The sequence below is a fragment of the Aeromonas sp. EU05-FHT14A05 genome (genome assembly GCF_058791175.1).
Map to the genome: position 1 here is coordinate 189,690 of NZ_JBYTDH010000005.1, position 19,241 is coordinate 208,930.

21 protein-coding genes are annotated in these 19,241 nt (G+C 63.4%); 11 read left to right on the forward strand and 10 right to left on the reverse strand.

The window, feature by feature from the left end:
- Nucleotides 1-105: 105 nt before the first annotated feature.
- Genes AC3WR3_RS09640 through mepA form a run of 4 tightly spaced genes read right to left on the reverse strand, consistent with a single transcriptional unit; the run spans nt 106 to nt 2,868 of the window.
- Nucleotides 106-723 (reverse strand): TPM domain-containing protein, encoded by a 618-nt coding sequence (locus AC3WR3_RS09640; protein ID WP_041205604.1) that lies wholly within the window; start codon nt 721-723, stop codon nt 106-108.
- 22 nt (nt 724-745) lie between these two features.
- On the reverse strand, nt 746-1,480 hold the full coding sequence (locus tag AC3WR3_RS09645) for a TPM domain-containing protein (RefSeq protein WP_492291743.1): 735 nt from the start codon (nt 1,478-1,480) through the stop codon (nt 746-748).
- Nucleotides 1,477-2,082: a LemA family protein gene (locus AC3WR3_RS09650; protein ID WP_492291744.1), complete on the reverse strand. Its 606-nt coding sequence runs from the start codon at nt 2,080-2,082 to the stop codon at nt 1,477-1,479. Before AC3WR3_RS09650 ends, AC3WR3_RS09645 begins: the two co-directional genes overlap by 4 nt.
- Nucleotides 2,083-2,124: 42 nt before the next feature.
- On the reverse strand, nt 2,125-2,868 hold the full coding sequence (gene mepA, locus AC3WR3_RS09655; protein WP_319912428.1) for a penicillin-insensitive murein endopeptidase: 744 nt from the start codon (nt 2,866-2,868) through the stop codon (nt 2,125-2,127).
- Between the two features lie 164 nt (nt 2,869-3,032).
- Here mepA and AC3WR3_RS09660 point away from each other — a divergent pair, with 164 nt between their 5' ends.
- The gene (locus AC3WR3_RS09660; RefSeq protein ID WP_319912427.1) at nt 3,033-3,575 is read left to right on the forward strand and encodes a hypothetical protein; all 543 of its coding nucleotides are present in this window, start codon (nt 3,033-3,035) and stop codon (nt 3,573-3,575) included.
- 211 nt (nt 3,576-3,786) lie between these two features.
- Complete coding sequence (gene rbp / locus AC3WR3_RS09665; RefSeq protein ID WP_162519307.1) at nt 3,787-4,065, forward strand: RNA-binding regulator; 279 nt, start codon at nt 3,787-3,789, stop codon at nt 4,063-4,065.
- Between the two features lie 76 nt (nt 4,066-4,141).
- Here the strand turns inward: rbp and AC3WR3_RS09670 are convergent, their stop codons facing one another.
- Complete coding sequence (locus AC3WR3_RS09670; protein ID WP_202045918.1) at nt 4,142-5,041, reverse strand: aldo/keto reductase; 900 nt, start codon at nt 5,039-5,041, stop codon at nt 4,142-4,144.
- Between the two features lie 178 nt (nt 5,042-5,219).
- On the opposite strand from AC3WR3_RS09670, the gene AC3WR3_RS09675 reads away from it, so the two are divergent.
- The 3 genes from AC3WR3_RS09675 to ltaE all read left to right on the forward strand — a co-directional run bounded on the left by AC3WR3_RS09675 (nt 5,220) and on the right by ltaE (nt 7,509).
- Nucleotides 5,220-5,627, forward strand: a complete 408-nt coding sequence (locus tag AC3WR3_RS09675; protein ID WP_492291745.1) for an XRE family transcriptional regulator — start codon at nt 5,220-5,222, stop codon at nt 5,625-5,627.
- 71 nt (nt 5,628-5,698) lie between these two features.
- Nucleotides 5,699-6,406 carry a Rossmann-fold NAD(P)-binding domain-containing protein gene (locus AC3WR3_RS09680; protein ID WP_139439329.1) on the forward strand — a complete coding sequence of 236 codons (708 nt, stop codon included), beginning with the start codon at nt 5,699-5,701 and terminating at the stop codon, nt 6,404-6,406.
- Between the two features lie 86 nt (nt 6,407-6,492).
- Nucleotides 6,493-7,509, forward strand: a complete 1,017-nt coding sequence (gene ltaE, locus AC3WR3_RS09685) for a low-specificity L-threonine aldolase (RefSeq protein ID WP_492291746.1) — start codon at nt 6,493-6,495, stop codon at nt 7,507-7,509.
- Between the two features lie 67 nt (nt 7,510-7,576).
- On the opposite strand, the gene AC3WR3_RS09690 is transcribed toward ltaE, so the two are convergent.
- The 4 genes from AC3WR3_RS09690 to AC3WR3_RS09705 form a co-directional block, all read right to left on the reverse strand.
- Complete coding sequence (locus AC3WR3_RS09690) at nt 7,577-8,008, reverse strand: PAS domain-containing protein (protein WP_042650276.1); 432 nt, start codon at nt 8,006-8,008, stop codon at nt 7,577-7,579.
- Nucleotides 8,009-8,061: 53 nt separating this feature from the next.
- A complete protein-coding gene (locus tag AC3WR3_RS09695) occupies nt 8,062-9,084 on the reverse strand; it encodes a response regulator (RefSeq protein ID WP_492291747.1) in 1,023 nt (340 codons plus the stop codon).
- Nucleotides 9,085-9,130: 46 nt separating this feature from the next.
- Nucleotides 9,131-10,075, reverse strand: a complete 945-nt coding sequence (locus AC3WR3_RS09700) for a LysR family transcriptional regulator (protein WP_202045912.1) — start codon at nt 10,073-10,075, stop codon at nt 9,131-9,133.
- A 77-nt stretch (nt 10,076-10,152) separates the two neighbouring features.
- On the reverse strand, nt 10,153-10,854 hold the full coding sequence (locus tag AC3WR3_RS09705) for a DUF2982 domain-containing protein (protein ID WP_139439587.1): 702 nt from the start codon (nt 10,852-10,854) through the stop codon (nt 10,153-10,155).
- A 169-nt stretch (nt 10,855-11,023) separates the two neighbouring features.
- Here AC3WR3_RS09705 and AC3WR3_RS09710 point away from each other — a divergent pair, with 169 nt between their 5' ends.
- The 5 genes from AC3WR3_RS09710 (at nt 11,024) to AC3WR3_RS09730 (ending at nt 16,946) form a co-directional block, all read left to right on the forward strand.
- Entirely contained in the window at nt 11,024-12,964 is a 1,941-nt protein-coding gene (locus tag AC3WR3_RS09710) for a putative bifunctional diguanylate cyclase/phosphodiesterase (protein WP_492291809.1), read from the forward strand.
- Nucleotides 12,965-13,118: 154 nt separating this feature from the next.
- A complete protein-coding gene (locus tag AC3WR3_RS09715; protein ID WP_492291748.1) occupies nt 13,119-14,681 on the forward strand; it encodes an AbgT family transporter in 1,563 nt (520 codons plus the stop codon).
- Between the two features lie 67 nt (nt 14,682-14,748).
- Nucleotides 14,749-15,474, forward strand: a complete 726-nt coding sequence (gene nfsA / locus AC3WR3_RS09720) for an oxygen-insensitive NADPH nitroreductase (RefSeq protein WP_139745560.1) — start codon at nt 14,749-14,751, stop codon at nt 15,472-15,474.
- 159 nt (nt 15,475-15,633) lie between these two features.
- Nucleotides 15,634-16,398: a hypothetical protein gene (locus AC3WR3_RS09725; RefSeq protein WP_042650272.1), complete on the forward strand. Its 765-nt coding sequence runs from the start codon at nt 15,634-15,636 to the stop codon at nt 16,396-16,398.
- On the forward strand, nt 16,392-16,946 hold the full coding sequence (locus AC3WR3_RS09730) for a VOC family protein (protein ID WP_492291749.1): 555 nt from the start codon (nt 16,392-16,394) through the stop codon (nt 16,944-16,946). The genes AC3WR3_RS09725 and AC3WR3_RS09730 overlap by 7 nt, the downstream gene beginning before the upstream one ends.
- A 13-nt stretch (nt 16,947-16,959) precedes the next feature.
- Here AC3WR3_RS09730 and AC3WR3_RS09735 read toward each other — a convergent pair whose 3' ends face one another.
- Nucleotides 16,960-18,180, reverse strand: a complete 1,221-nt coding sequence (locus tag AC3WR3_RS09735) for an MFS transporter (protein ID WP_404836580.1) — start codon at nt 18,178-18,180, stop codon at nt 16,960-16,962.
- Between the two features lie 93 nt (nt 18,181-18,273).
- Here AC3WR3_RS09735 and AC3WR3_RS09740 point away from each other — a divergent pair, with 93 nt between their 5' ends.
- Nucleotides 18,274-19,200, forward strand: coding sequence for a LysR family transcriptional regulator (locus AC3WR3_RS09740; protein WP_492291750.1), 927 nt, complete (start codon nt 18,274-18,276; stop codon nt 19,198-19,200).
- Nucleotides 19,201-19,241 lie beyond the last annotated feature (41 nt).

Genomic DNA, 19,241 nt, shown 5'->3' on the forward strand with positions numbered 1-19,241 from the left:
AATTTAGGGGAAAGCTGACTCGGGGTCAAACACTTTTCCCCTTATTTTTCAGAATCTTTATCGAATGCCTATCCCTTGCACAGAATGCCGGTTTTTTAAGCCGCTTCAGGGTTTGTCCAAAATGATCAGGCTGTCGGGCAACTCGTTTTGATCCCGGGTGGCCGGAAACGCATCGGTCAGGATGGCGCTGGTGCGATCCACGCACTCGAGGAAACCCTGTTCCACCTCCTTGTTGCGCACCCGCACCACGAAGTCGTCGATGATCTGCTGCCACTGCGCGTTGTCTATGTGCTGGGCGATGCCGTCATCCACCAGGATCTCCACATAGTGCTCCGCCACCGAGACGAAGATCAGCACCCCGAGCCGGTCGCGGGTGCGGTGCAGTCCCTGCTCGACAAACTGCAGGCGGGCCATCAGGGCCGCCCTGTGCTGACGAACTTTTTTCGGGATCAGCCGCATCTTGATGGGGGTCCAGTGGAACAGCAGGCTCAGCAGCAGCCAGACCGACCACTGCACCAGCAGGATTTCGTACCAGCCGAGCCAGAAGCCGAGCTGGAACACCAGCAGGGGAGTGAGCATGGCCAGCAGCGCGGCCCACAGGGTCGGGATGTAGCGGTAGCCATCGCTGGCGGGGGCCAGCACTGTGACCAGCTCGGCGTCCGTGGCCTGCTCGGCTTGTCGTACCCTGGCCTGCAAGGTGTGATAGAACTGTTTTGAAATCATCGTCTTGTCTCTTGCTCCCTGATTACCAACCACCGGAGGCACCACCGCCCCCAAAACTGCCACCACCGCCACTGAAACCGCCGCCGCCCCCAAAGCCACCGCCGGAGGGTCCGGCGCCGAAACCGCCGGCCATGTAAGCGGCGCGGCGCCGGCCGCGACCACCGCCGCCACCGCCTCCCCGCAGGTTGTGCAGCACTAGCATCACGACCACCACCAGGATGAACAGCCAGGGGCCGCCGAGCTTGTCTTCCTTGCTGGCGTTGTCCACCGGTTGGTATTCCCCTGCCAGGGCCTGCATGATGCCCTGGCTGCCGGCCACCACGCCGGCCACCATGTCGCCGCGCTTGAAGGCGGGCAGGATCCGGGTCTGGATGATGTTGGCGGCGATGGCATCGGGCAGGGCGCCCTCCAGGCCATAGCCCACCTCGATGCGCACCTTGCGCTCATCCTGGGCGATCAACAGCAGCACGCCGTTGTTCTTGCCCTTCTGGCCTATGCCCCAGTGGCGGCCGAGCTGGTAGCCGTACTCCTCTATGGTCTCCCCATCCAGGCTGTCGATGGAGACCACCACCAGCTGGATGCCGCTGCGCTTCTCGAAGGCGGCCAGTTGCTGGGTCAGCTGGTGGGCCTGCTTGCGTGACATCAGGGCCGCCTCATCCACCACACGTCCGCTCAACGGCGGAAAGGCGGGGGCGGCGTGCAGCGCCGCCGTCCAGAGCAGCAGCAAGGGGAGCAGCGCGCGCAGCATCATCGTCATTGGAAGCTGACCTTGGGCGCCTCATCGGCACCGGGCCTGGCGCTGAAGCTGGGTTTGGCCTCGAGATCCGAATAGAGCAGCTTGGACCAGATGACCCCCGGGAAGGTGCGGATCTCGGTATTGAACTGGCGTACCGCCTCTATGTAATCGCGCCGCGCCACCGCGATGCGGTTCTCGGTGCCTTCCAGCTGGGCCTGCAGGGTCAGGAACTGCTGATCCGCCTTCAGATCCGGGTAGCGTTCCACCACCACCATCAGGCGGGAGAGGGCGCTGGAGAGCTGATCCTGGGCCGCTTCAAAGGCCTTGAGCTGGGAGGGATCGCTCACCTGCACGCTGCCGACCCGGGCACGGGCATCGGTGACCGCCTTGAGGGTCTCCTGCTCGTGGCTGGCGTACCCCTTGACGGTGGCCACCAGGTTGGGAATGAGATCGGCCCGGCGCTGGTACTGGTTCTCGACCTGCCCCCAGCTCGCCTTGACCTGCTCATCCAGGGTGGGAATGTTGTTCATGCCGCACCCGGTCAATCCCAGCAGCAGGGTGAAAGTCAGCAGGCACTGGGTGGCCCTGTGCCGGAGTGAAGTGGCCATCTTGTTGTTCTCCATTGAAATTTCTGACGGATATCGGCTCACCATAGCAGCTTGTGGTCAGCCCTCACAACGCTTCGGCAAGACGGGAGCTCGGTAGCTCATGGAGACCTTGGGCAACTGGGGCTTGTCCTTGAGCCAGGAGGCCAGCTCGGCATCGCAGCCGTTGCCGGGGGGGATAGGGGCCTGGGGCTGGCAATCCGGGCTGTTTGCCGGGCAGCGCAACCTGACGTGAAAGTGGCTGAAGTGGCCGACCCAGGGGCGCAGCTTGGCGACCCAGGGTTCATCGGCCGCCCGTTTGCACACCTCGGCCTTGATGACGGGATTGACGAAGATGCGCGCCACCTCGGGCTTGTTGGCGGCGAGGCGCAGCAGATTGAGCTGCCGGGGGCCGAAGCGGCCGGGCAGCATACGGTAGCTGGGCTCGTCGATCAGCGCCCACTCCTTGGGGGCATCCTGCTCCCACTTGCTGATGGGCCTGTCGGCCATGCGAAACCAGATGTCGGCATCGAGGCCGGTCTGGTGGCTGCGATGGCCAGAGGTGAAGGGGCCGCCCCGCGCCATGGCGAGATCGGCGATATAGAGATCCGGCATGCCGGCCAGCCTGGTCTGGTTGGCCAGGCCCTGCAGGTAGTGAATGAGATCGGGGTGACCGTAATAGCGCAGCCGCTTGCTGCGGATCACCTGATAGCCGGGTCCTGTCAGCGGCAGGGCCACGGCATTGTTAAGGCAACCGGCCGCGTAGCCGCCGATGGCTTCTGCATAGAGGGCGCTGGTGGTGAGCAGCAGGGCAGTGGCGAACATGGGACTCCTGAAGATGGCGGGCTCAGACAGCCCCAAGCATACCAAGAGTGGCGGCTGGCCGTCATCCGTGCCGCCGCGCCGGTTGCAACCCATGGGCGGGCTCGCGCACAATGCGGGCCAACGCCGATGCGGCAGGGCCGTTTCCATCATGTGAGGAGGATGAAATGAGAGTCAGTGAACTGGCATCGCAGGGGGGAGTGAACTGGCTGATGCCCCCGGCGCGACGCTTCTACGGGGTCATGATCTGCCTGTTGCTGGCGAGCCTGGGGACTGTGGTGGCCGCGCTCTTGCTGGGTTATCCCGAGATGGGGCTGCTGCCCTGGGTCGGTCTGGTGTTTGGCGGCATAGTGCTGGTGATGATGGTGTTGCCACGCAACTGGCAGCGCTGGCGGTTGGCGGAGCTCGCCTGGGACGACCATCACCTCTATCTGCTCAACGGTGGCGAAGACAGGGCCCTGGCCCTGCCGAGGGCGGCACTGGTGGGCATAGAGCGGGATCGCAAGGTGGGACACGACGGTCAGTGGCTCGACTTCAGCCTGGATCTGGGGCTGGATGGGGAGGCCCTGGCCGACGCCACTGCCTTGCTGGGTCTGACCCGGGAAGGCACCCATGAGGTGGCCCCCGGGGTCTATCGCTTCGGTTTTAAACGGGCCTGGCACAGCCGCCGCGCCCTGAGCCGGTTGTTGGCCGCGCTGCAGCCAGCCTGACTATTTTCTCGACAATCTATCGCAAAGCTCAGATACTCCCTCTGATTCGAATTGATCTTTCCTGCTCCGATAGTCCAAGAGATCAACGACTTGGGCCTCGAGGCAGGGAGTGCCACGGCATGATGCCATGGCTGGTCCGGCAGGGGGGTTGTGCCCTTACTCCAGGTCGGTGGATGCATAGAGAAGGCACCTTGAATCGAGAGTGGATGGCATGAAGATTTACGTAGGTAATCTGTCGTACCGGATGACGGCCGACGAACTGACAACCGTGTTCAGCCAATTTGGGCAGGTAGACAAGGTCGATATCATCATCGATCGCGATACCGGTCAGTCCAAGGGGTTTGGCTTCATTGAAATGCCTGTCAACGGGGATGCCGAGAAGGCCATCGCCGAGTTGCATGGCACCGAAATAGGTGGCCGGACCATCACAGTCAACCAGGCCAAACCGAAGACAGATGCACCTCGTGGTCGCCCCCAGCGCCATCGTTGAATCGTCTCGATAACGAAAAACGGCATGGATCACTCCATGCCGTTTTTGTTTGCCTCCCGCTCAGTGGCAGGCGGGATCAGGGCACATCGTAACCCAGGGCGGCCTTGCGGATGCGGAACCACTGCTGGCGGTTGAGCACGATGGACTCGGCCGCCACGGCGGCGGCGATCCGCTCCCGCTTGCCCGAGCCGATGAGCGGCAGCGGCTGGCTCGGCAGCATCATCACCCAGGCGTAGACCACCTGCTCCAGGTGCTGGGCCCCCACCTCCTGGCGGATCTGCTCGAGCTCGGCTCGCAGCGGGGCATAGGCGGGATCGTTGAACAGCCGTCCGCCACCGAGGCAGGACCAGGCCATGGGCTTGATGCCCAGTTGCTGGCACTGATCCAGGGCGCCATCCAGCGTCCCTTCCTGGTGCAGCGGCGAGATCTCCAGCTGGTTGGTGACCAGGGGGAAGGGCAGGCGGGATTGCAGCAGATTGAACTGATGGGGAGTGAAGTTGGAGACGCCGGCGTGCTTGATCTTGCCCGCCTGCTTGAGGCTGATGAAGGCCTCGGCCACCTCGTCGGCATTCATCAGGGGGTCGGGGCGGTGGATCAGCAGCAGATCCAGGTGATCGGTGCCGAGCTTTTGCAAGGAGGCCTCGGCGCTGGCGACGATGTGGCCCTTGCTGGTGTTGTAGTGATTGAGGGCGTGTTCCGGCTTGGCGGTGAGGGCGATGCCGCACTTGCTGACAATCTCCATCCGGCTGCGCAGGGAGGGCTCCAGACGCAGGGCCTGGCCGAAGGCCTCCTCGCACTGGTAGCCGCCGTAGATGTCGGCGTGATCTATGGTGGTGACCCCGAGATCCAGGTGGTATTTCATCAGATCCAGCAGGGCGGCCGGGGAGAGTTGCCACTCCATCAGGCGCCAGTAGCCCATGATGAGGCGGGAGAAGGTGGGGCCTTGATGGTGCAGGGCAAGACGGGATACGGACATGGTGACTCCTCTACGGATAAAGAGACGGAAAAATAAAGGCAGAATCAATGCTGCCAGCATCTTGGTCTCTTCTGGCGGACAAGGCAATAATGCCCCCCTCGCGAATTCGAACTATGGTTCTGACCGATAACGGTGCCCGGGCGCAGAGTCGGGCCAGAAAGACGATGGAGAGGTGGTGATGGAAGGATTTGCCGCCAGGCTGCAGAGCCTGATCGGGGAGGGCAGCGTCAGCGCCTTCGCCCGCAAGGTGGGGTTGAGTGAGGCCCTGATCCGCAAGTATCTGAAAGGGGCCGAGCCCGGCCTTGGCAAGGCGAACCAGATCGCCATGGGGGCGAACTGCTCCCTGGAGTGGCTCGCCACCGGCTGCGGTTATCTCTACCGCCAGGCCGAGGTGGTGGACAGGGACGCGCTGGCGGCGGCGGGGGCGCTGGTGCAGGAGACGCTCCCCGGCCAGCCGCTGCCGGACGAGCAGCATCTGGTGATCCTGCTCGCCTACTACCAGTTTCTGCGCAGCCACAAGCAGGCGGACGGTTTTCTGGATCTGGCGCGGGCGCGGGAGTTTGGCCGTCATCTGGCAGAGGCCTGAGGCCGCAGGCCCCGGCAGGGCGCCATTCTTCTGATACCCTCTAAGCAAGGGACAAATCCAAGGACACACAGATGAGTTATCTGATCCTGGGCAGTGGCGGGTTGGGGGGGGCCCTGGCCCACGAACTCGCCAGCCGTGGCGAAGAGTGGTTGCTGGCGGGCAGGCAGTTGCCCAAAGGGCTGGATCCCGCCTGCTATTTCCCGTTGCAGGAGGTGGATCCGCTCTCCTTCGAGGCCCTGTTCACCCTCTATGACGCCACCACCCTGCCGACTGTGGTGATCAACACCATAGGCCTGCTGCACGATCTCAATCACATGCCGGAGCGGCGGGTGGAGGAGGTAAGCCCTCAGTGGCTGGGGGAAAGCCTGCAGGCCAATGCCTGGCCCCACCTGGCCCTGGGGGCCAGCCTGAGCCGGCTCATGACCCCCGAGAGCCGGCTGTGGCTCTGCTCTCTCTCGGATCTGGCGGGCAGCCTCGGGACCGGCAACCTGGAAGCCGTCGGGCGCTACAGCTACCGGATGAGCAAGGCAGCCCTCAACATGGGGGCCAGGATCCTGGCCGCCGAGTGGGCCGAGCGCTTCCCCGGCGCCGGCGTCATCACGGTTCACCCCGGGCTCATGGACACCCCCATGCAGCAACCCTTCCGGCAGGGGCTTGACCCCGCCCTGTTGCAGGATCCCGCCCTGGTGGCGCCGCAGTTGCTGGATCTCCTGGCCTCGCTGACCCTGGCGCACTCCGGCCGCTTCGTGGACCTGCGCGGCCAGCCGCTGCCCTGGTGAGCCGCCGGGCTCACATTCCCGCCCCCCATCCCTTGCCAGCATGGTGCCGGCTGGTTAATGTCATGCTCCTGCATCAGGAGGATGACATGCGCTATATCGATTTACGAAGTGATACCGTGACCCAACCCACGGAAGCCATGCGCCAGAGCATGCTGCACGCCGAGGTGGGCGATGATGTCTACGGGGAAGATCCCAGCATCAATGCGCTGGAGCGTCGGGGTGCCGAGCTGCTGGGCAAAGAGGCGGCCCTGTTCGTGCCATCCGGCACCATGTCCAACCTGCTGGCGATGATGAGCCACTGCCAGCGCGGGGAGGGGGCCGTGCTGGGCTCCGCCTCCCACATCTATCGCTACGAGGCGCAGGGCTCTGCCGTGCTGGGTTCGGTGGCTCTGCAGTCTGTTCCCATGCAGGCCGACGGTACCCTGGCGCTCAACGACGTGCGGGCCGCCATCGCCCCCGATGACGCCCACTTTGTCCAGACCCGGCTGGTGTGCCTTGAAAATACCCACAACGGCAAGGTGCTGCCGCTGTCCTACCTGCGCGAGATGCGCGATTTTGTGAATGAGCACGGCTTGCTGCTGCACTTGGACGGGGCCCGTCTCTTCAATGCGGTGGTGGCGAGCGGCGAGCCGGTTGCGGCCATCGCGGCCCCCTTCGACAGCATCTCCGTCTGTCTCTCCAAGGGGCTGGGGACGCCGGTCGGTTCACTGCTGGTGGGCTCCCATGGCTTCATCGCGCGGGCCAGACGGCTGCGCAAGATGCTGGGGGGCGGCATGCGTCAGGGGGGGATCCTGGCCCAGGCCGCGCTGTTTGCCCTGGATCAGCACGTCACCCGGCTGGCGGACGATCATCGCCGTGCCAGGCGCCTGGCTGAGGGGCTGGCCTCCTTGCCCGGCATCTCACTCAATATGGAAGAGGTGCAGACCAACATGGTGTTCCTGCGCCTGACCCAGGGAGATCCCGCCACCCTGCTCGGCTTCATGAAGGAGCGCGGCATCCTCTTCTCCGGCTACGGGGAGCTGAGGCTGGTGACCCATCTGCAGATCACCGATGACGACATCGACGAGGTGATAGACGCCTTCACCGAGTTCCTGAACGGCTGAGGGTGATCGGCAAGCATGAAAAGAAGGGCGCCTGATGGCGCCCTTCTTGTGTCTCTGTGCCGAGGGATCATCCCTGGCGCTGGCCCGTGATCAGCATGGCCTCGTCGGTGGCGTCGTAGATCATGATGGCCAGATGGGTGACCTCGCCGCCGAAATCGGCCAGGGGCACCAGGGTCAGGTTCTGGTACATGTGGGGGGCCGAGCCCGTGATGGGGCGATAGTTGGAGAAGCGCAGCAGATAGGGGCGCTGCTCCCAGGTGCTGAAGGCGCGGTTGTTGAGCTTGAACACCATGTTTGCCTTGCGCTCCAGCCAGGCGCGGTCCACGTCGGGGAAGAGGTCGAACAGCACCTGATCGCGCACCTCGCCGGCCAGCCGGCCGCTGTGGCTCTCCATGAAGCCGTTCCATACCTGTACCCGGTAGCCCTTGTCGAGCACGACCAGCCCCACGTCCAGGTTCTGGACTATGTTCATCAGCCAATGAAATTCCCGGATTTCCATGGTCACTCCTGGTGCCTGAGTCTGTGTTGTTGATGCTGGCGATGGGATCACCGCTAGAGCATATGCATGATCTTGTTGTTCATGGTGGCGATGGAGTCTTCGGTAAACAGCAGCAGCAGGTCGCACTGCACCGCATAGCCCTGCACCCGGTAGTTGATCTCGATGGCCAGGGTGCGGCGCCAGCGGCTCTGGTTGGTGCGAATGAGATCTCTAATGGGTCTGTGCTGACCGAGCACCACGGGGTGGCCCTGGCTGAAGGGGGTGTCGAGCTGGTTGGCGTAGCCGCGCAGGAAGGCCCCGATCAAGACGTTGGCGGTATCCATCAGCAGCTCCAGCTCGGCGTTGTGATCCAGCACCCCCTGATGGTTCATCAGGCGTGCCAGATCCTGGAAGCTGGCATCGTGAAACAGCAGCAGCGCCTCGCCGGCGATGCCGGCCCCGATGAAGCCCTGGCAGACGGCGGAGAGGGTGTCCGACTCGGCGGCGGCCGAGAGGGCCATGTGCAGCTCGGAGACCTCCAGCACGTTGACGTTGGGGATGGGCAGCACCACGAAGGCATCCAGCAGGCGAGCCAGCAGATCGGCCCCCTGGCCCATGGCGACGTTGGCGAGCTCCTGATAGACATCCCTGAGCTCGGGGGTGAACTGAATGGTGCTCTCGAGGGGGGCGTGACCGGCGGTGGCAAGGGCGGGTGCGGCGGCCGGGTGGGGCGCCGCTTGCCACAAGCCGTGGCGGACGAGCAGGGCGAGCAGGCTCTCGGGCGAGGCCGGCTTCTTGATGAAATCGAGGGCCCCGAGGGCCATGACGCGGGCGTGGGCTTCCGGCTGGATGTCGCCGGAGACTACGATCACCTTGCTGCGCAGCCCCTCGCGCTTGAGGGTCTCCAGCACGCCATAGCCGTCCATTTCCGGCATGGTCAGATCGAGAAAGATCAGATCGCCGTGGCCCATCAGGATCTGCTCGACCCCTTCCAGGCCGTCAGCGGCCTGGTGCAGGGTGACATTCCAGCCGGCAGGCAGGGCGCGCATCAACTGCTTGCGAGCGAACCCCGAGTCATCACATATCAATACATTCATAGTGTTAGCCGACCTGTGCAACGAGGATTGCGCTAAGTGTGGGCGATCAACCGTCAGATGCAACGGGCAGCGGCATGGCCGGCAAAAATTGATCGTCCCGCTGATGATGGCGATAGCGTGCGGAGTATTTCTCGACGAAATCGGCAAACATCTTAACACGCAACGGCGTGAACTGGGGCTGGCATTGGAGCATGTAGAAGGGGCGCTTGCCCGACTGCCAGTCCGGCAGCACGGCGACCAGCTGCTCGTCCTGCAGGAAGGGGTGCACATAGTGCAGGGGGGCATTGACGATGCCGAGGTGGCGCCGGGCCGCCCGTACCGCGGCCTGGGTCTGGTTGACGTTCAGGCGCGGTGTCCGCTTGATCTGCACCGTCTGCTGATCCCGACCGCTCAGCTGCCAGTGCTGGTGGGGCCAACAGTAGATGAGATCGTGCTCTTCCAGCTGGGCCGGGTGGGAGGGGATGCCCATCTTCTCCAGATAGAGGGGGGAGGCAAACAGGCCGTACTCGATGTGGCCGAGGCAGAGGGCATTGGGCAGGGTCTGGGAGAGCTCGCCGTTGAAAAACACCAGATCCCTGTCCTGATCGCAGAGGGGGGCGTGGTCATTGGTCTGGCTGATGTCGAACTGCACCCCGGGATAGCGCAGACCGAAGTCTGCCAGCATGTCGACCAGGATGGTATTGGAGAGGGCGATGGGTGCGGCGAGGCGGATGAGGCCGCTGATGTCCCTCTCCTGGCCCTGGATCTCGCCGGTCGCCTGCTCGATTTCGGCCAGCGGCGTGCACAGGCGCTCGTAATAGCGCAGCCCCTCGTCGGTGAGGCGCAGCTTGCGGGTGGAGCGGTGCAGCAAGGCGCACCCGAGCTGTTCTTCCAGTTGTGAGATGCGTCGACTGATGGTGCCGGTCGGCATGCCCAGCGCGGCGGCGGCGTGGGAGAAACCGCCCTCTTGCACCACCTTGACGAACAGATAGAACTCTTCGATGTACTTCATAAGCGGCTTAGGGGGTGTTTGTAACAAGCCAGTGACCTTATGAAGAGTCGCCAGGCTTGGCAAGCGCAATCCGGCGTTTAATTGATCTGGATTAGATTCGACTCGCGCTGGTACTGATTGAGCAGATGGACGAAGTCGGCGGGGGGGCGATCCAGGCTGTTGTCCGGCACCAGCAGATCATAACCCAGCAGATCCCGCAGTCTGGCCATGCGGTTGCCCAGCATGGCGATCACCCCATCGTACTGCTGGCCAGAGGGGGAGCGAAAGCGGCTCTCCTCCAGCAGCCCCTCGCCCAGCAGACCGCTGCCGCAGCCTCCGGTGAGGCAGTCGGGGCGCTCGCTGTTCATGGCCTGCAACAACACGGCGCGCTGCTCGGTCAGCAAGCGAACGGCCAGCCTGGGTGTGATCAGCGTCAAGAAATCGTCGTAATCCTTAATCTTCAAACCAATGTAGGGCAGGGGCACCAGATCCCACCCTAAATGGATACGTGGCTGGTCAATTCGCTGAATATTTCTCCATTTCAGGATCCAGCCACCGTACTTATGGTGATATTGCAGACAATCCTGACACAGAGAGAGACTAAAATGAGGCTCAGCCAGTTTCAGCGCCCCGACAAGAATTGTCATCAGACCCGTCAGCAGGAGGAAGATGACCGGCATTAGTAGTTGTTCAGGAAAGAAAAAAAGTATAAAAATCATAGTAATGGTTATGACCATGCCCAACAGTACCAGTGTGAGCCCATTTCTTCTGACCATGGGGATCACATGTAGCGTTTTCATATGATTTCGGCCCTTTTTCAGCTGCCTGTTTCCAGATTATGGGTCGGAACGGATTTTGTACCAGCACGGACGCGTTTGCCAAAGACGGATCCAGGCTGGTTCTGCCATGAGCTTTCAGCATGAATCATCACGCAACATGAATACGCTAGACGAACGCCTGCTTACCGCAATGGACGTGCTCCATACGCCCATCTGGGTCTATGACATCCAGCGTCACCACATTTACTGGGCCAATGGCTCCGCCCTGGGATTGTGGGAGGCGAGTTCCTTGGCCGAGCTGCAATCCCGCGACTTCTCGGCCGACATGGCCGCCGCCATCGATCTGCTGTTGCAGCGTTATCTCGGTGATTTTCAACAGGATCGCAGTTACAACGAGTGGTGGACCCTCTCCCCAAAGGGGGTCAAGAAGCAGGTCTATCTGCGCCTCTCCGGCATCCAGCTCGCCGGGCGGCAGATGATGATGACGGAGGCGGTCATCGATGCCGATACCCTCTATCAGGAGTCCTCCCTCGCCACCGGCGACACTTTGGCCTGCCTGTTCGACAACGAGGGGGGCCTCGAGAGCGGCAACCACCACTTCGACATGTGCTTTGGCACTGGCATCACCCGGCTGGCCCAGGTCTTCTCCGGTGACGACGAGGCCTTCTACACTCGGCTCTCCCGGGTAGGGGAGGTGGTGGCCGAGGGGGAGTGCCGGACCCGGAAGGGGATGCGCTGGTTCCAGTACCAGTTCCGCCACATCCAGCAGGGGGCCCGGATCCTGCTGACCATGCGGGACATCACGGATCGCAAGCTCGAGGAGCTGGAACACCGTCACCTGGCCTGGCACGACTCCCTCACCGGCCTGCTCAATCGCTACGGCCTGATGAAGTCCCTCGAGGCCTACTGCGGCCTGGGGGGGCGCTTTGCCCTGGTGTTCATGGATCTGGACAACTTCAAGCTGGTCAATGACAACTATGGCCACAAGGCGGGGGATCGCCTGCTGGAGCGGGTGGCCGGCCGGCTCAAGCAGATCTGCCCGCGGGATGTGGAGCTGGCGCGCCTCGGCGGGGACGAGTTCACCGCCCTGGTGCCTCTCAACCAGGCGAGCGAGCGGGCGCAGGAGGTGGCGGATCTCATGCTCTCCCAGATGAGCAAGCCGCTGCAACTGAGTGGAGTGCCCGAGGTCACCATAGGAGGCAGTATCGGTATCGCCATCTACCCTGACGATGCCGATGATGGCGACAACCTCATCACCCGCGCCGACATGGCCATGTACCAGGCCAAGCAGATGGGGCGCCTGCGCTGGCAGCGCTTCACCCCCAGCATGCAGCAGAGCCTGCACCGCAAGCTGACCCTGAAGCAGTTTCTGGCCAAGGCCGTCGGCCGGGGGGAGTTGAGCCTGCGCTATCAACCCCAGGTGGACGTGGCCCAGGGGAAGCTCATCGGTTTCGAGGCCCTGCTGCGCTGGTACAACCCCGTGCTCGGGCATGTCTCGCCGGCGGAGTTCATCCCGCTGGCCGAAGAGATGGGGCTTATTCGTGAAATAGGGAGCTGGGTGCTCGCCACCGCCTTGGCCCAGATGGGGGAATGGCAGCGACAATGGCAGGTGCGGGTACCTGTCTCGGTCAACCTGTCCGGCTTCCAGCTCTCCGCCTCCCTGCCGGGGCAGGTGGCGCAGCAGCTCAGGGAGTCCAATGTCGAGGCGGGCCTGCTGACGTTGGAGCTGACCGAAACTGTGCTGATGCTGGACATGAAGGGCTGCATCGAGATCCTCGACGCCCTGAGCGAGCAGGGGATCAAGATCGCCATCGACGACTTCGGCACCGGCTACTCGTCGCTCGCCTACCTCAACCGCCTGCCCATCGACACCATCAAGCTGGACCGCTCCTTCGTGGTCGGGCTGAACCTGCCGGTGATCCGTGCCACCGTGGCCATGGCCACCAGCCTGGGGCTCGGGATCCTGGCGGAAGGAGTGGAGGACGAGCACGAGCTGGCGGCCCTGCGGGCCCAGGGCTGCCACGTCTTCCAGGGGTTCCTGTTCAGCACGCCCATGACCCCGGAGGAGGTGGCGGCGGCAGGCTTCGGGATCCGCTGCAAGCTTGGCCACTATCCGCTGGCAAGTCGTTGAGATCCTTGTCGATAAGTGTGCGGCATGTCCCATTTCAGGAGCGTGGCATGCCAAATTAAACATAATTAATCGAATTTTTGTCTCATATCATGGGATTCATTAGACGTTATCGCTAGTATGCGCGCTCATTCCTTGGTAATGGAGTATCACCATAATGAGTCAAGCCGCAGTGAACGAGCGTCCGGCCAGCCCCAATGGCTGGTTGAACCGCTTCCTGAACGGGGTCGAGAAGGCGGGCAACAAGCTGCCGGATCCCGCCATGTTGTTCCTCTATGCCTTGCTGATCGTCTGGGTCGGCTCCTGGATAGGCTCCCAGTTCTCCTTCGATCTGGTCAACCCTCGCACCGGAGAGGCCGTGGTGGTCAACAATCTGTTGACCGGGGCAGGGCTGGCCGAGTTTCTTGCCAGCATGGTCACCACCTTCACCGGCTTTGCGCCGCTCGGCATAGTGCTGGTGGCCATGCTGGGGGTCGGGGTGGCCGAGCAGTCCGGCTTCATTAACACCGGCCTGAAGAAGCTGCTCAAGGTCACGCCGGCGCGCTTCCTGACCCCCATGCTGATCCTGGTGGCCATCGTCAGCCATACGGCAGCAGATGCGGGCTATGTGCTGGTGATCCCCATCGGCGGCATCATCTTCCATGCGGCGGGCCGTCACCCGCTGGCGGGCATAGCCGCGGCCTTTGCCGGGGTCTCCGGCGGCTTCGCCGCCAACTTCCTCCCCTCCGGCGGGGATGCCCTGCTACAGGGGTTCACCCAGTCGGCGGCCCAGCTGCTCGACCCCGACTACATGGTCAACACCCTGTGCAACATCATCTTCACCGGCGCCTCTTCCCTGCTGATCATCTGCGTGGGCTGGTTTGTCACCGAGAAGATAGTGGAGCCGCGCCTCAAGCTGGTGCCCCTCAACGAGGATCTGGAGAGTGCCGACGAGATGGGGCGCTACAGCGCGCAGGAGAGCCGGGCCTTCAACTGGGCCGGGTTTGCCATGCTGGCGGCCGTGGTGCTGCTGGGGCTGGCCCTGTCCCCGGACGACTCGCCGATGCGGGCATCGGATGGATCGCTCACCACCTTCGCTGCGCCCGTGATGAAGTCCATCGTGCCCCTCATCTTCCTGCTCTTCATCCTGCCCGGCATCGTCTACGGCTTCGTGGCAGGGAGCTTCAAGAGCGGCAAGGATGTGATCGATGCCATGTCGGCCACCATGAACAAGATGGGCTCCTACATGGTGATGGCCTTCTTCTGCGCCCTCTTCATCAAGGCGTTCGGTGACTCCAACCTGGGGACCCTGCTGGCCCTCTCCGGTGCCGAGGTGCTCCACGCCCTGGCGCTGCCGGGGGAGGTGACCATAGTCGGCATGATACTGCTCACCGCCAGCGTCAACCTGGTGGTGGGGTCGGCCTCGGCCAAGTGGGCGCTCATCAGCCCCATCCTGGTGCCCATGCTGATGGCGGTGGGGATCTCGCCGGAGCTGACCCAGGCCGCCTATCGGGTAGGGGATTCCGCCTCCAACATCATCACCCCGCTGATGGTCTTCTTCCCCCTGGTGGTGGTCTACTGCCAGCAGTATGTGAAGAGCACCGGCATCGGCACCCTGGTCTCCATGATGCTGCCCTACTCCCTGGCCTTCCTGGTGAGCTGGACCTGCTTCCTGCTGCTCTACTGGGCGCTGGGCTTCCCGCTCGGGCTGCAGGCCCCCTATGTCTATCCTGCCCCCTGAGGGTGACGAGGGGCCTTGGGCCCCTCGCTTTTTTTGGGTACAGTGTGACCTTCATTTTGGAGGCACCATGAACCCGACCATAGATCTCATCCTTTCCCATCGCTCCATTCGTCAGTTCACTCCGGAGCCCATCAGCGCCTCGCAACTCGATCAGATACTGAGCGCGGCCCAGAGCGCCTCCAGCTCCAGCTTCCTGCAGGCCAACAGCCTTATCCGGGTGACCGACAAGGGGCTGCGCGCCACCCTGGCCGAGCTGGCCGGGCACCAGGCCTACGTGGCCGAGGCGGCGGAGTTCCTGCTGTTTTGTGCCGACTATCAACGTCACAGCCAGATAGTGCCGGAGGCCCAGACCGGCTTCGTGGAGCAGCTCATGATAGGGGCCATCGACGGGGCCCTGATGGCCCAGAATGCCCTGCTGGCGGCCCAGTCCCTGGGCCTGGGGGGCGTCTACATCGGCGGCATTCGCAACAACCCGGCGGCGGTGAGCGAGCTGCTGGGGCTGCCCCATCAGGTGATCCCGCTGTTCGGTCTCTGTCTGGGTCATCCCGCCCAGCAGCCGGAGCAGAAGCCGCGGCTGCCGCGCGCGCTGGTGGTGCACGAGAACCGCTATCCAGAGACGCTCGATCGCGCCCTGCTGGCGCAATACGACAGCCAAATCCACGACTACTACCTGGCCCGCAGCAGCAACAACAAGGTGCAGACTTGGAGCGGACAGATCAAGGCCATCCTCGGCAAGGAGGCGCGTCCCTTCATGCTGGGATTCCTCCAGTCGAAGGGGTTTTGCCTCAAGTAATGGGGGCGGCGGGCGATATGGAGCATGAGGCCCCGGGCATCGCCCTTGCCGCGGCTCCCTTGCGTTGTTGTGAGGCAAGGTGCGATCTGGGCGCTACCCTATGCGGGTAAGCTGTTGTAGGATCACGCAATTGGATTGGGACAGGAGTGTGAATACCCTATGATTTTAACCTTGATATTGCTGTCGATTGGCGCACTCCTGTTTCTGGTCATCGCCTATAACGTGGTGCAGCAATACAAACAGAAGGCGGAAGCCGACAAGCGCCAGGCCATCGCCCGCCACAAGGCGGTGGCGGACGAGACCGAAGAGGTGCTGCTGAACGTCAACCTGGTGCCCTTCTCCAAGAACATGGTGCTGCTGCTGCAACACCGGATCCTGGATGCCTACCGCGCCATAGTGCAGGTGATGCCGAACCCCCAGGTCAAGCAGCGCATCATCGATGTCCAGACCCAGATCAAGAACGTGCAGGAGAACTACAGCAGCCAGGACGAGGGGCACTTCAAGACCCCGGAGTCCGACCGTCAGGCGATCCAGATGCTGCAACTGGCCAAGAAGATGCGGGCCGTGCTGCGGGTCGAGCACAACAAGGGCAAGATTGATCCTCAGGGGTTCGCCCAGGAGGATCGCCGCCTCGAGCTGATGCAGCTCAAGATCAACATCGCCAACCTGATCAAGCGGGCCATGGATGCCCAGATCCAGGGGCAGTACGGCACCTGCCGTCAGCTCTATACCAAGGGGCTCGGCGCCCTGGCCAATGTCTCCGACAAGGATCCCTACCTGCTGGCGCGGGAAGAGGACATGCGCCAGGGGATGCGCCAGCTGGAAGAGCATCTGCAGCAGCACAGCGAGAAGGAGCTGCAAAACATCAAGGACAAAGAAGCGGACGAGCTCGATGTCCTGTTCCAACCCAAGAAGAAATGGTGATCATGTCTCATCCACTGGATACCACGCTGGGGCCCATGGCCCCATTCGTTTGCCAACTGCTCACTGAAATGCACGCCCTCATGGGGGAGTGCGGGGCCCCCCAGGTGGATCATCTCTGCTACCGTGCCGCCACCCTGCCGGAATACCTCGCCCTGAAAGAGACGCTGGCGCGCCATGGGGTGCTGCTGGTGGAGGGGATGATAGGGGGCCGCCCCATCGCCACCTATCGTCTGCATCAACCCGTCTGCTGGCAGCAGGTCACTGTCCCCTGCATCGAGCTGGCCGCCCCCAAGGCGGGCCGCGCCCATCGGGCGGGGCTGGAGCACATAGAGCTGGTGGTGCCCTCGCTGCCAGCCTTGGTGGCCGCCCATCCCGGGCTTGCGTTCAAGACGGCCAACATGGACGACGGGCGCAACCCGGATGTGGGGCTGATGTTGCCGTCGGGGCAGATCAAGTTTCATCTGCGCCCCTTGAGCGAGGTGATCGACGAGGAGCTGCACACAGGCGCCGTGGTGCCGGTGCCGGCGGACTATTACGACGGCCTGTGAATTGCGGGCCCCGTCACTGGCGTGACGAGGCGTGACAGGAGAGGGGCGGCGCCGCGCGCCCCTTGAGATGACCGAGCCAGAGGCTCAAGGCGGCGGTGACGCACAAGACCAGCTCGATGCCGAGCACCAATCCCCAGAGCCCCCCCCGCTCCCAGAAGGGATGCAAGTAAAGCCCCCCCAGACTGGCCCCCAGATAATACCCCACCAGATAGAGCGACGAGGCGAGCGCCCTGTTGTGCTCCACATGCTGACCGACCCAGGCGCTGGCGCAGGCGTGGGCGAGGAAGAAGCCGAAGCTCGAGATCAGCAGACCCCCTATGATGGCGGCAAGGGTCCCCTGCAGCAGGGCGAGGCTGCCAAGCGCCATCAGGGTGATCCCCGCCAGCAGCAGGCGCTGGGCCCCAAAGCGATGGGCACAGCGGCCGCTCAGGGAGGAGGCGAGGGTGCCGGTGAGGTAGGTCAGAAACAGCATGCCGAGCCACTGGGTCGGCAGGGAGAAGGGGGCCTTGGCCAGCAGGAAGGTGAGGTAGCTGTACTGGTTCAGGAAGACCATGAAGTTGAGCCCGCCGATGAGATAGGCCCCCAGCAGCAAGGGATTGCCGAGGTGGCTCTGGATGGCGCGGCGCAGTTGCCCCGGGGCGGCCTCCACGGCCACGAAGCGGGTCTGGGCAGGCAGCAGCCAGATGACCAGCGGCAACAGGGCGAGACTGATGAGTCCGATGCCGAGGAAGGTATGCTGCCAGTCCCCGAACCAGCCAGCCAGCAGACCGCCGACTACGCGACCCGCTATCCCACCGAGGGAGTTGGCGGCGATATAGACCCCCACCGCCGAGAGCAGGGCGCGCTTGCTGAACTCTTCTCCCATGTAGGCGATGGCGGTGGCAGGCAGCCCGGCCAGGAGCGCCCCCTGCAGCACGCGCAGGCACACCAGCAGATCGAAGCGGGTCACCCAGGGAATGCACAGGGAGAGCAGGATGGCGCAGGTCAGGGTCCACAGCATGATCCGCCGTCGTCCGAACCTGTCCGCCAGGCGGGCGCAGATGAGCAGGGATCCCGCGAGCCCCGCGGTGCAGCCCGCCAGGGTCCATCCTGCAGACAGGGAGCTGACGGAGAACACCTCCGCCAGCAGGGGCAGCAGGGGGTGGGTCTGATAGAGATTGAGAAATACCAGGAAGGATCCCAGGCTGAGGGCCAGAGTGGCGCGTATCCATTCGCGACTGCCTACTTCGATCATTTGGAGTTGTCCCGACGACTTTTGTGCAGAGTAGTGGGTCGCCTTATATAAATATAATATATTTAAGTTATCAGTCTGATAAATGGAATTGATATGGATCTGAAACAGCTCGGTTACCTGCTGGCGGTGCGGGACGCGGGCTCCTTTACCAAGGCCGCCCAGGGCCTGCACGTGGCGCAACCGGCCGTCAGCATGGCCATCGCCAAGCTGGAGCAACAACTCGATCTGCGCCTGTTCGACAGGCAGGATCGCAGCGTGCGGCTCACCCCGGAGGGGGAGGTGCTCTGCCGTCATGCCGAGCGGCTGCTGCTGCAGATGCACCAGGCAGAGGCGGAGATGGCCGAGCTCAAGGGACTGGAGCGGGGGGAGGTGCGCATCGGCATCCCCTACATGATGGGCTCCTATTACTTCCCGCCGATCCTGATGGCGTTCAAGCATCGCTACCCCGGTTTGAAGATCCGGGTGGAGGAGGCGGGCACCCGGGAACTGCTCCGTCGCATGGTGGATGGCAGCCTGGATCTCGCCATCCTCATCACCAGCGACTTGCCGCCTGCGCTCGAGGGGGCCCAGCTGCTGCGGGAAGAGATGCTGATGGTGGTGGGGGAGGAGCATCCTCTGCGGGAGGCCGGCGCGGTCTCGCTGCCCCAGTTCTTCAACCAGGAGATCGCCATGTTCCGGCGGGGTTTCTACCACAGAGAGCACATGGAGGCGCTGGCACAAGGCCTGGGAATCGAGCCCAACATCGGCTTCGAGAGCAACCTCATCCCCCTGCTCAAGGCGGTGGTGAGACAAGGGTTCGCCGTGACCACCTTCCTGCGCATGGCGCTGGAGGAGGAGACGACTCTCAGCGGGATCCCCTTTGCTCCGCCCATCTTCCTCGATCTCTGCGTGGCCTGGCGGCGGGGGGATCCCCTCTCCATGGCCAACCGGGCGCTGCGGGATTTCCTGCTGGCACAGGCCAGTCCCGAGCCAACCCCGGACGGTGCCCTGAGGGACAACAACCTGGGGGACAACAGATAGGGCCGCAAGATCGCCAACAAAAACGCCTCCCGGATGGAGGC

Bases quoted from the DNA above. Each gene is read 5' to 3' on its own strand.
- AC3WR3_RS09715 (WP_492291748.1), top strand. From the start codon at position 13,119: ATGAGTCAAGCCGCAGTGAACGAGCGTCCGGCCAGCCCCAATGGCTGG.
- AC3WR3_RS09725 (WP_042650272.1), top strand. From the start codon at position 15,634: ATGATTTTAACCTTGATATTGCTGTCGATTGGCGCACTCCTGTTTCTG.
- AC3WR3_RS09705 (WP_139439587.1), bottom strand. From the start codon at position 10,854: ATGAAAACGCTACATGTGATCCCCATGGTCAGAAGAAATGGGCTCACA.
- nfsA (WP_139745560.1), top strand. From the start codon at position 14,749: ATGAACCCGACCATAGATCTCATCCTTTCCCATCGCTCCATTCGTCAG.
- AC3WR3_RS09660 (WP_319912427.1), top strand. From the start codon at position 3,033: ATGAGAGTCAGTGAACTGGCATCGCAGGGGGGAGTGAACTGGCTGATG.
- mepA (WP_319912428.1), bottom strand. From the start codon at position 2,868: ATGTTCGCCACTGCCCTGCTGCTCACCACCAGCGCCCTCTATGCAGAA.
- AC3WR3_RS09710 (WP_492291809.1), top strand. From the start codon at position 11,024: ATGGACGTGCTCCATACGCCCATCTGGGTCTATGACATCCAGCGTCAC.
- ltaE (WP_492291746.1), top strand. From the start codon at position 6,493: ATGCGCTATATCGATTTACGAAGTGATACCGTGACCCAACCCACGGAA.
- rbp (WP_162519307.1), top strand. From the start codon at position 3,787: ATGAAGATTTACGTAGGTAATCTGTCGTACCGGATGACGGCCGACGAA.
- AC3WR3_RS09730 (WP_492291749.1), top strand. From the start codon at position 16,392: ATGGTGATCATGTCTCATCCACTGGATACCACGCTGGGGCCCATGGCC.
- AC3WR3_RS09680 (WP_139439329.1), top strand. From the start codon at position 5,699: ATGAGTTATCTGATCCTGGGCAGTGGCGGGTTGGGGGGGGCCCTGGCC.
- AC3WR3_RS09640 (WP_041205604.1), bottom strand. From the start codon at position 723: ATGATTTCAAAACAGTTCTATCACACCTTGCAGGCCAGGGTACGACAA.
- AC3WR3_RS09700 (WP_202045912.1), bottom strand. From the start codon at position 10,075: ATGAAGTACATCGAAGAGTTCTATCTGTTCGTCAAGGTGGTGCAAGAG.
- AC3WR3_RS09645 (WP_492291743.1), bottom strand. From the start codon at position 1,480: ATGACGATGATGCTGCGCGCGCTGCTCCCCTTGCTGCTGCTCTGGACG.
- AC3WR3_RS09695 (WP_492291747.1), bottom strand. From the start codon at position 9,084: ATGAATGTATTGATATGTGATGACTCGGGGTTCGCTCGCAAGCAGTTG.
- AC3WR3_RS09650 (WP_492291744.1), bottom strand. From the start codon at position 2,082: ATGGAGAACAACAAGATGGCCACTTCACTCCGGCACAGGGCCACCCAG.
- AC3WR3_RS09740 (WP_492291750.1), top strand. From the start codon at position 18,274: ATGGATCTGAAACAGCTCGGTTACCTGCTGGCGGTGCGGGACGCGGGC.
- AC3WR3_RS09675 (WP_492291745.1), top strand. From the start codon at position 5,220: ATGGAAGGATTTGCCGCCAGGCTGCAGAGCCTGATCGGGGAGGGCAGC.
- AC3WR3_RS09690 (WP_042650276.1), bottom strand. From the start codon at position 8,008: ATGGAAATCCGGGAATTTCATTGGCTGATGAACATAGTCCAGAACCTG.
- AC3WR3_RS09735 (WP_404836580.1), bottom strand. From the start codon at position 18,180: ATGATCGAAGTAGGCAGTCGCGAATGGATACGCGCCACTCTGGCCCTC.
- AC3WR3_RS09670 (WP_202045918.1), bottom strand. From the start codon at position 5,041: ATGTCCGTATCCCGTCTTGCCCTGCACCATCAAGGCCCCACCTTCTCC.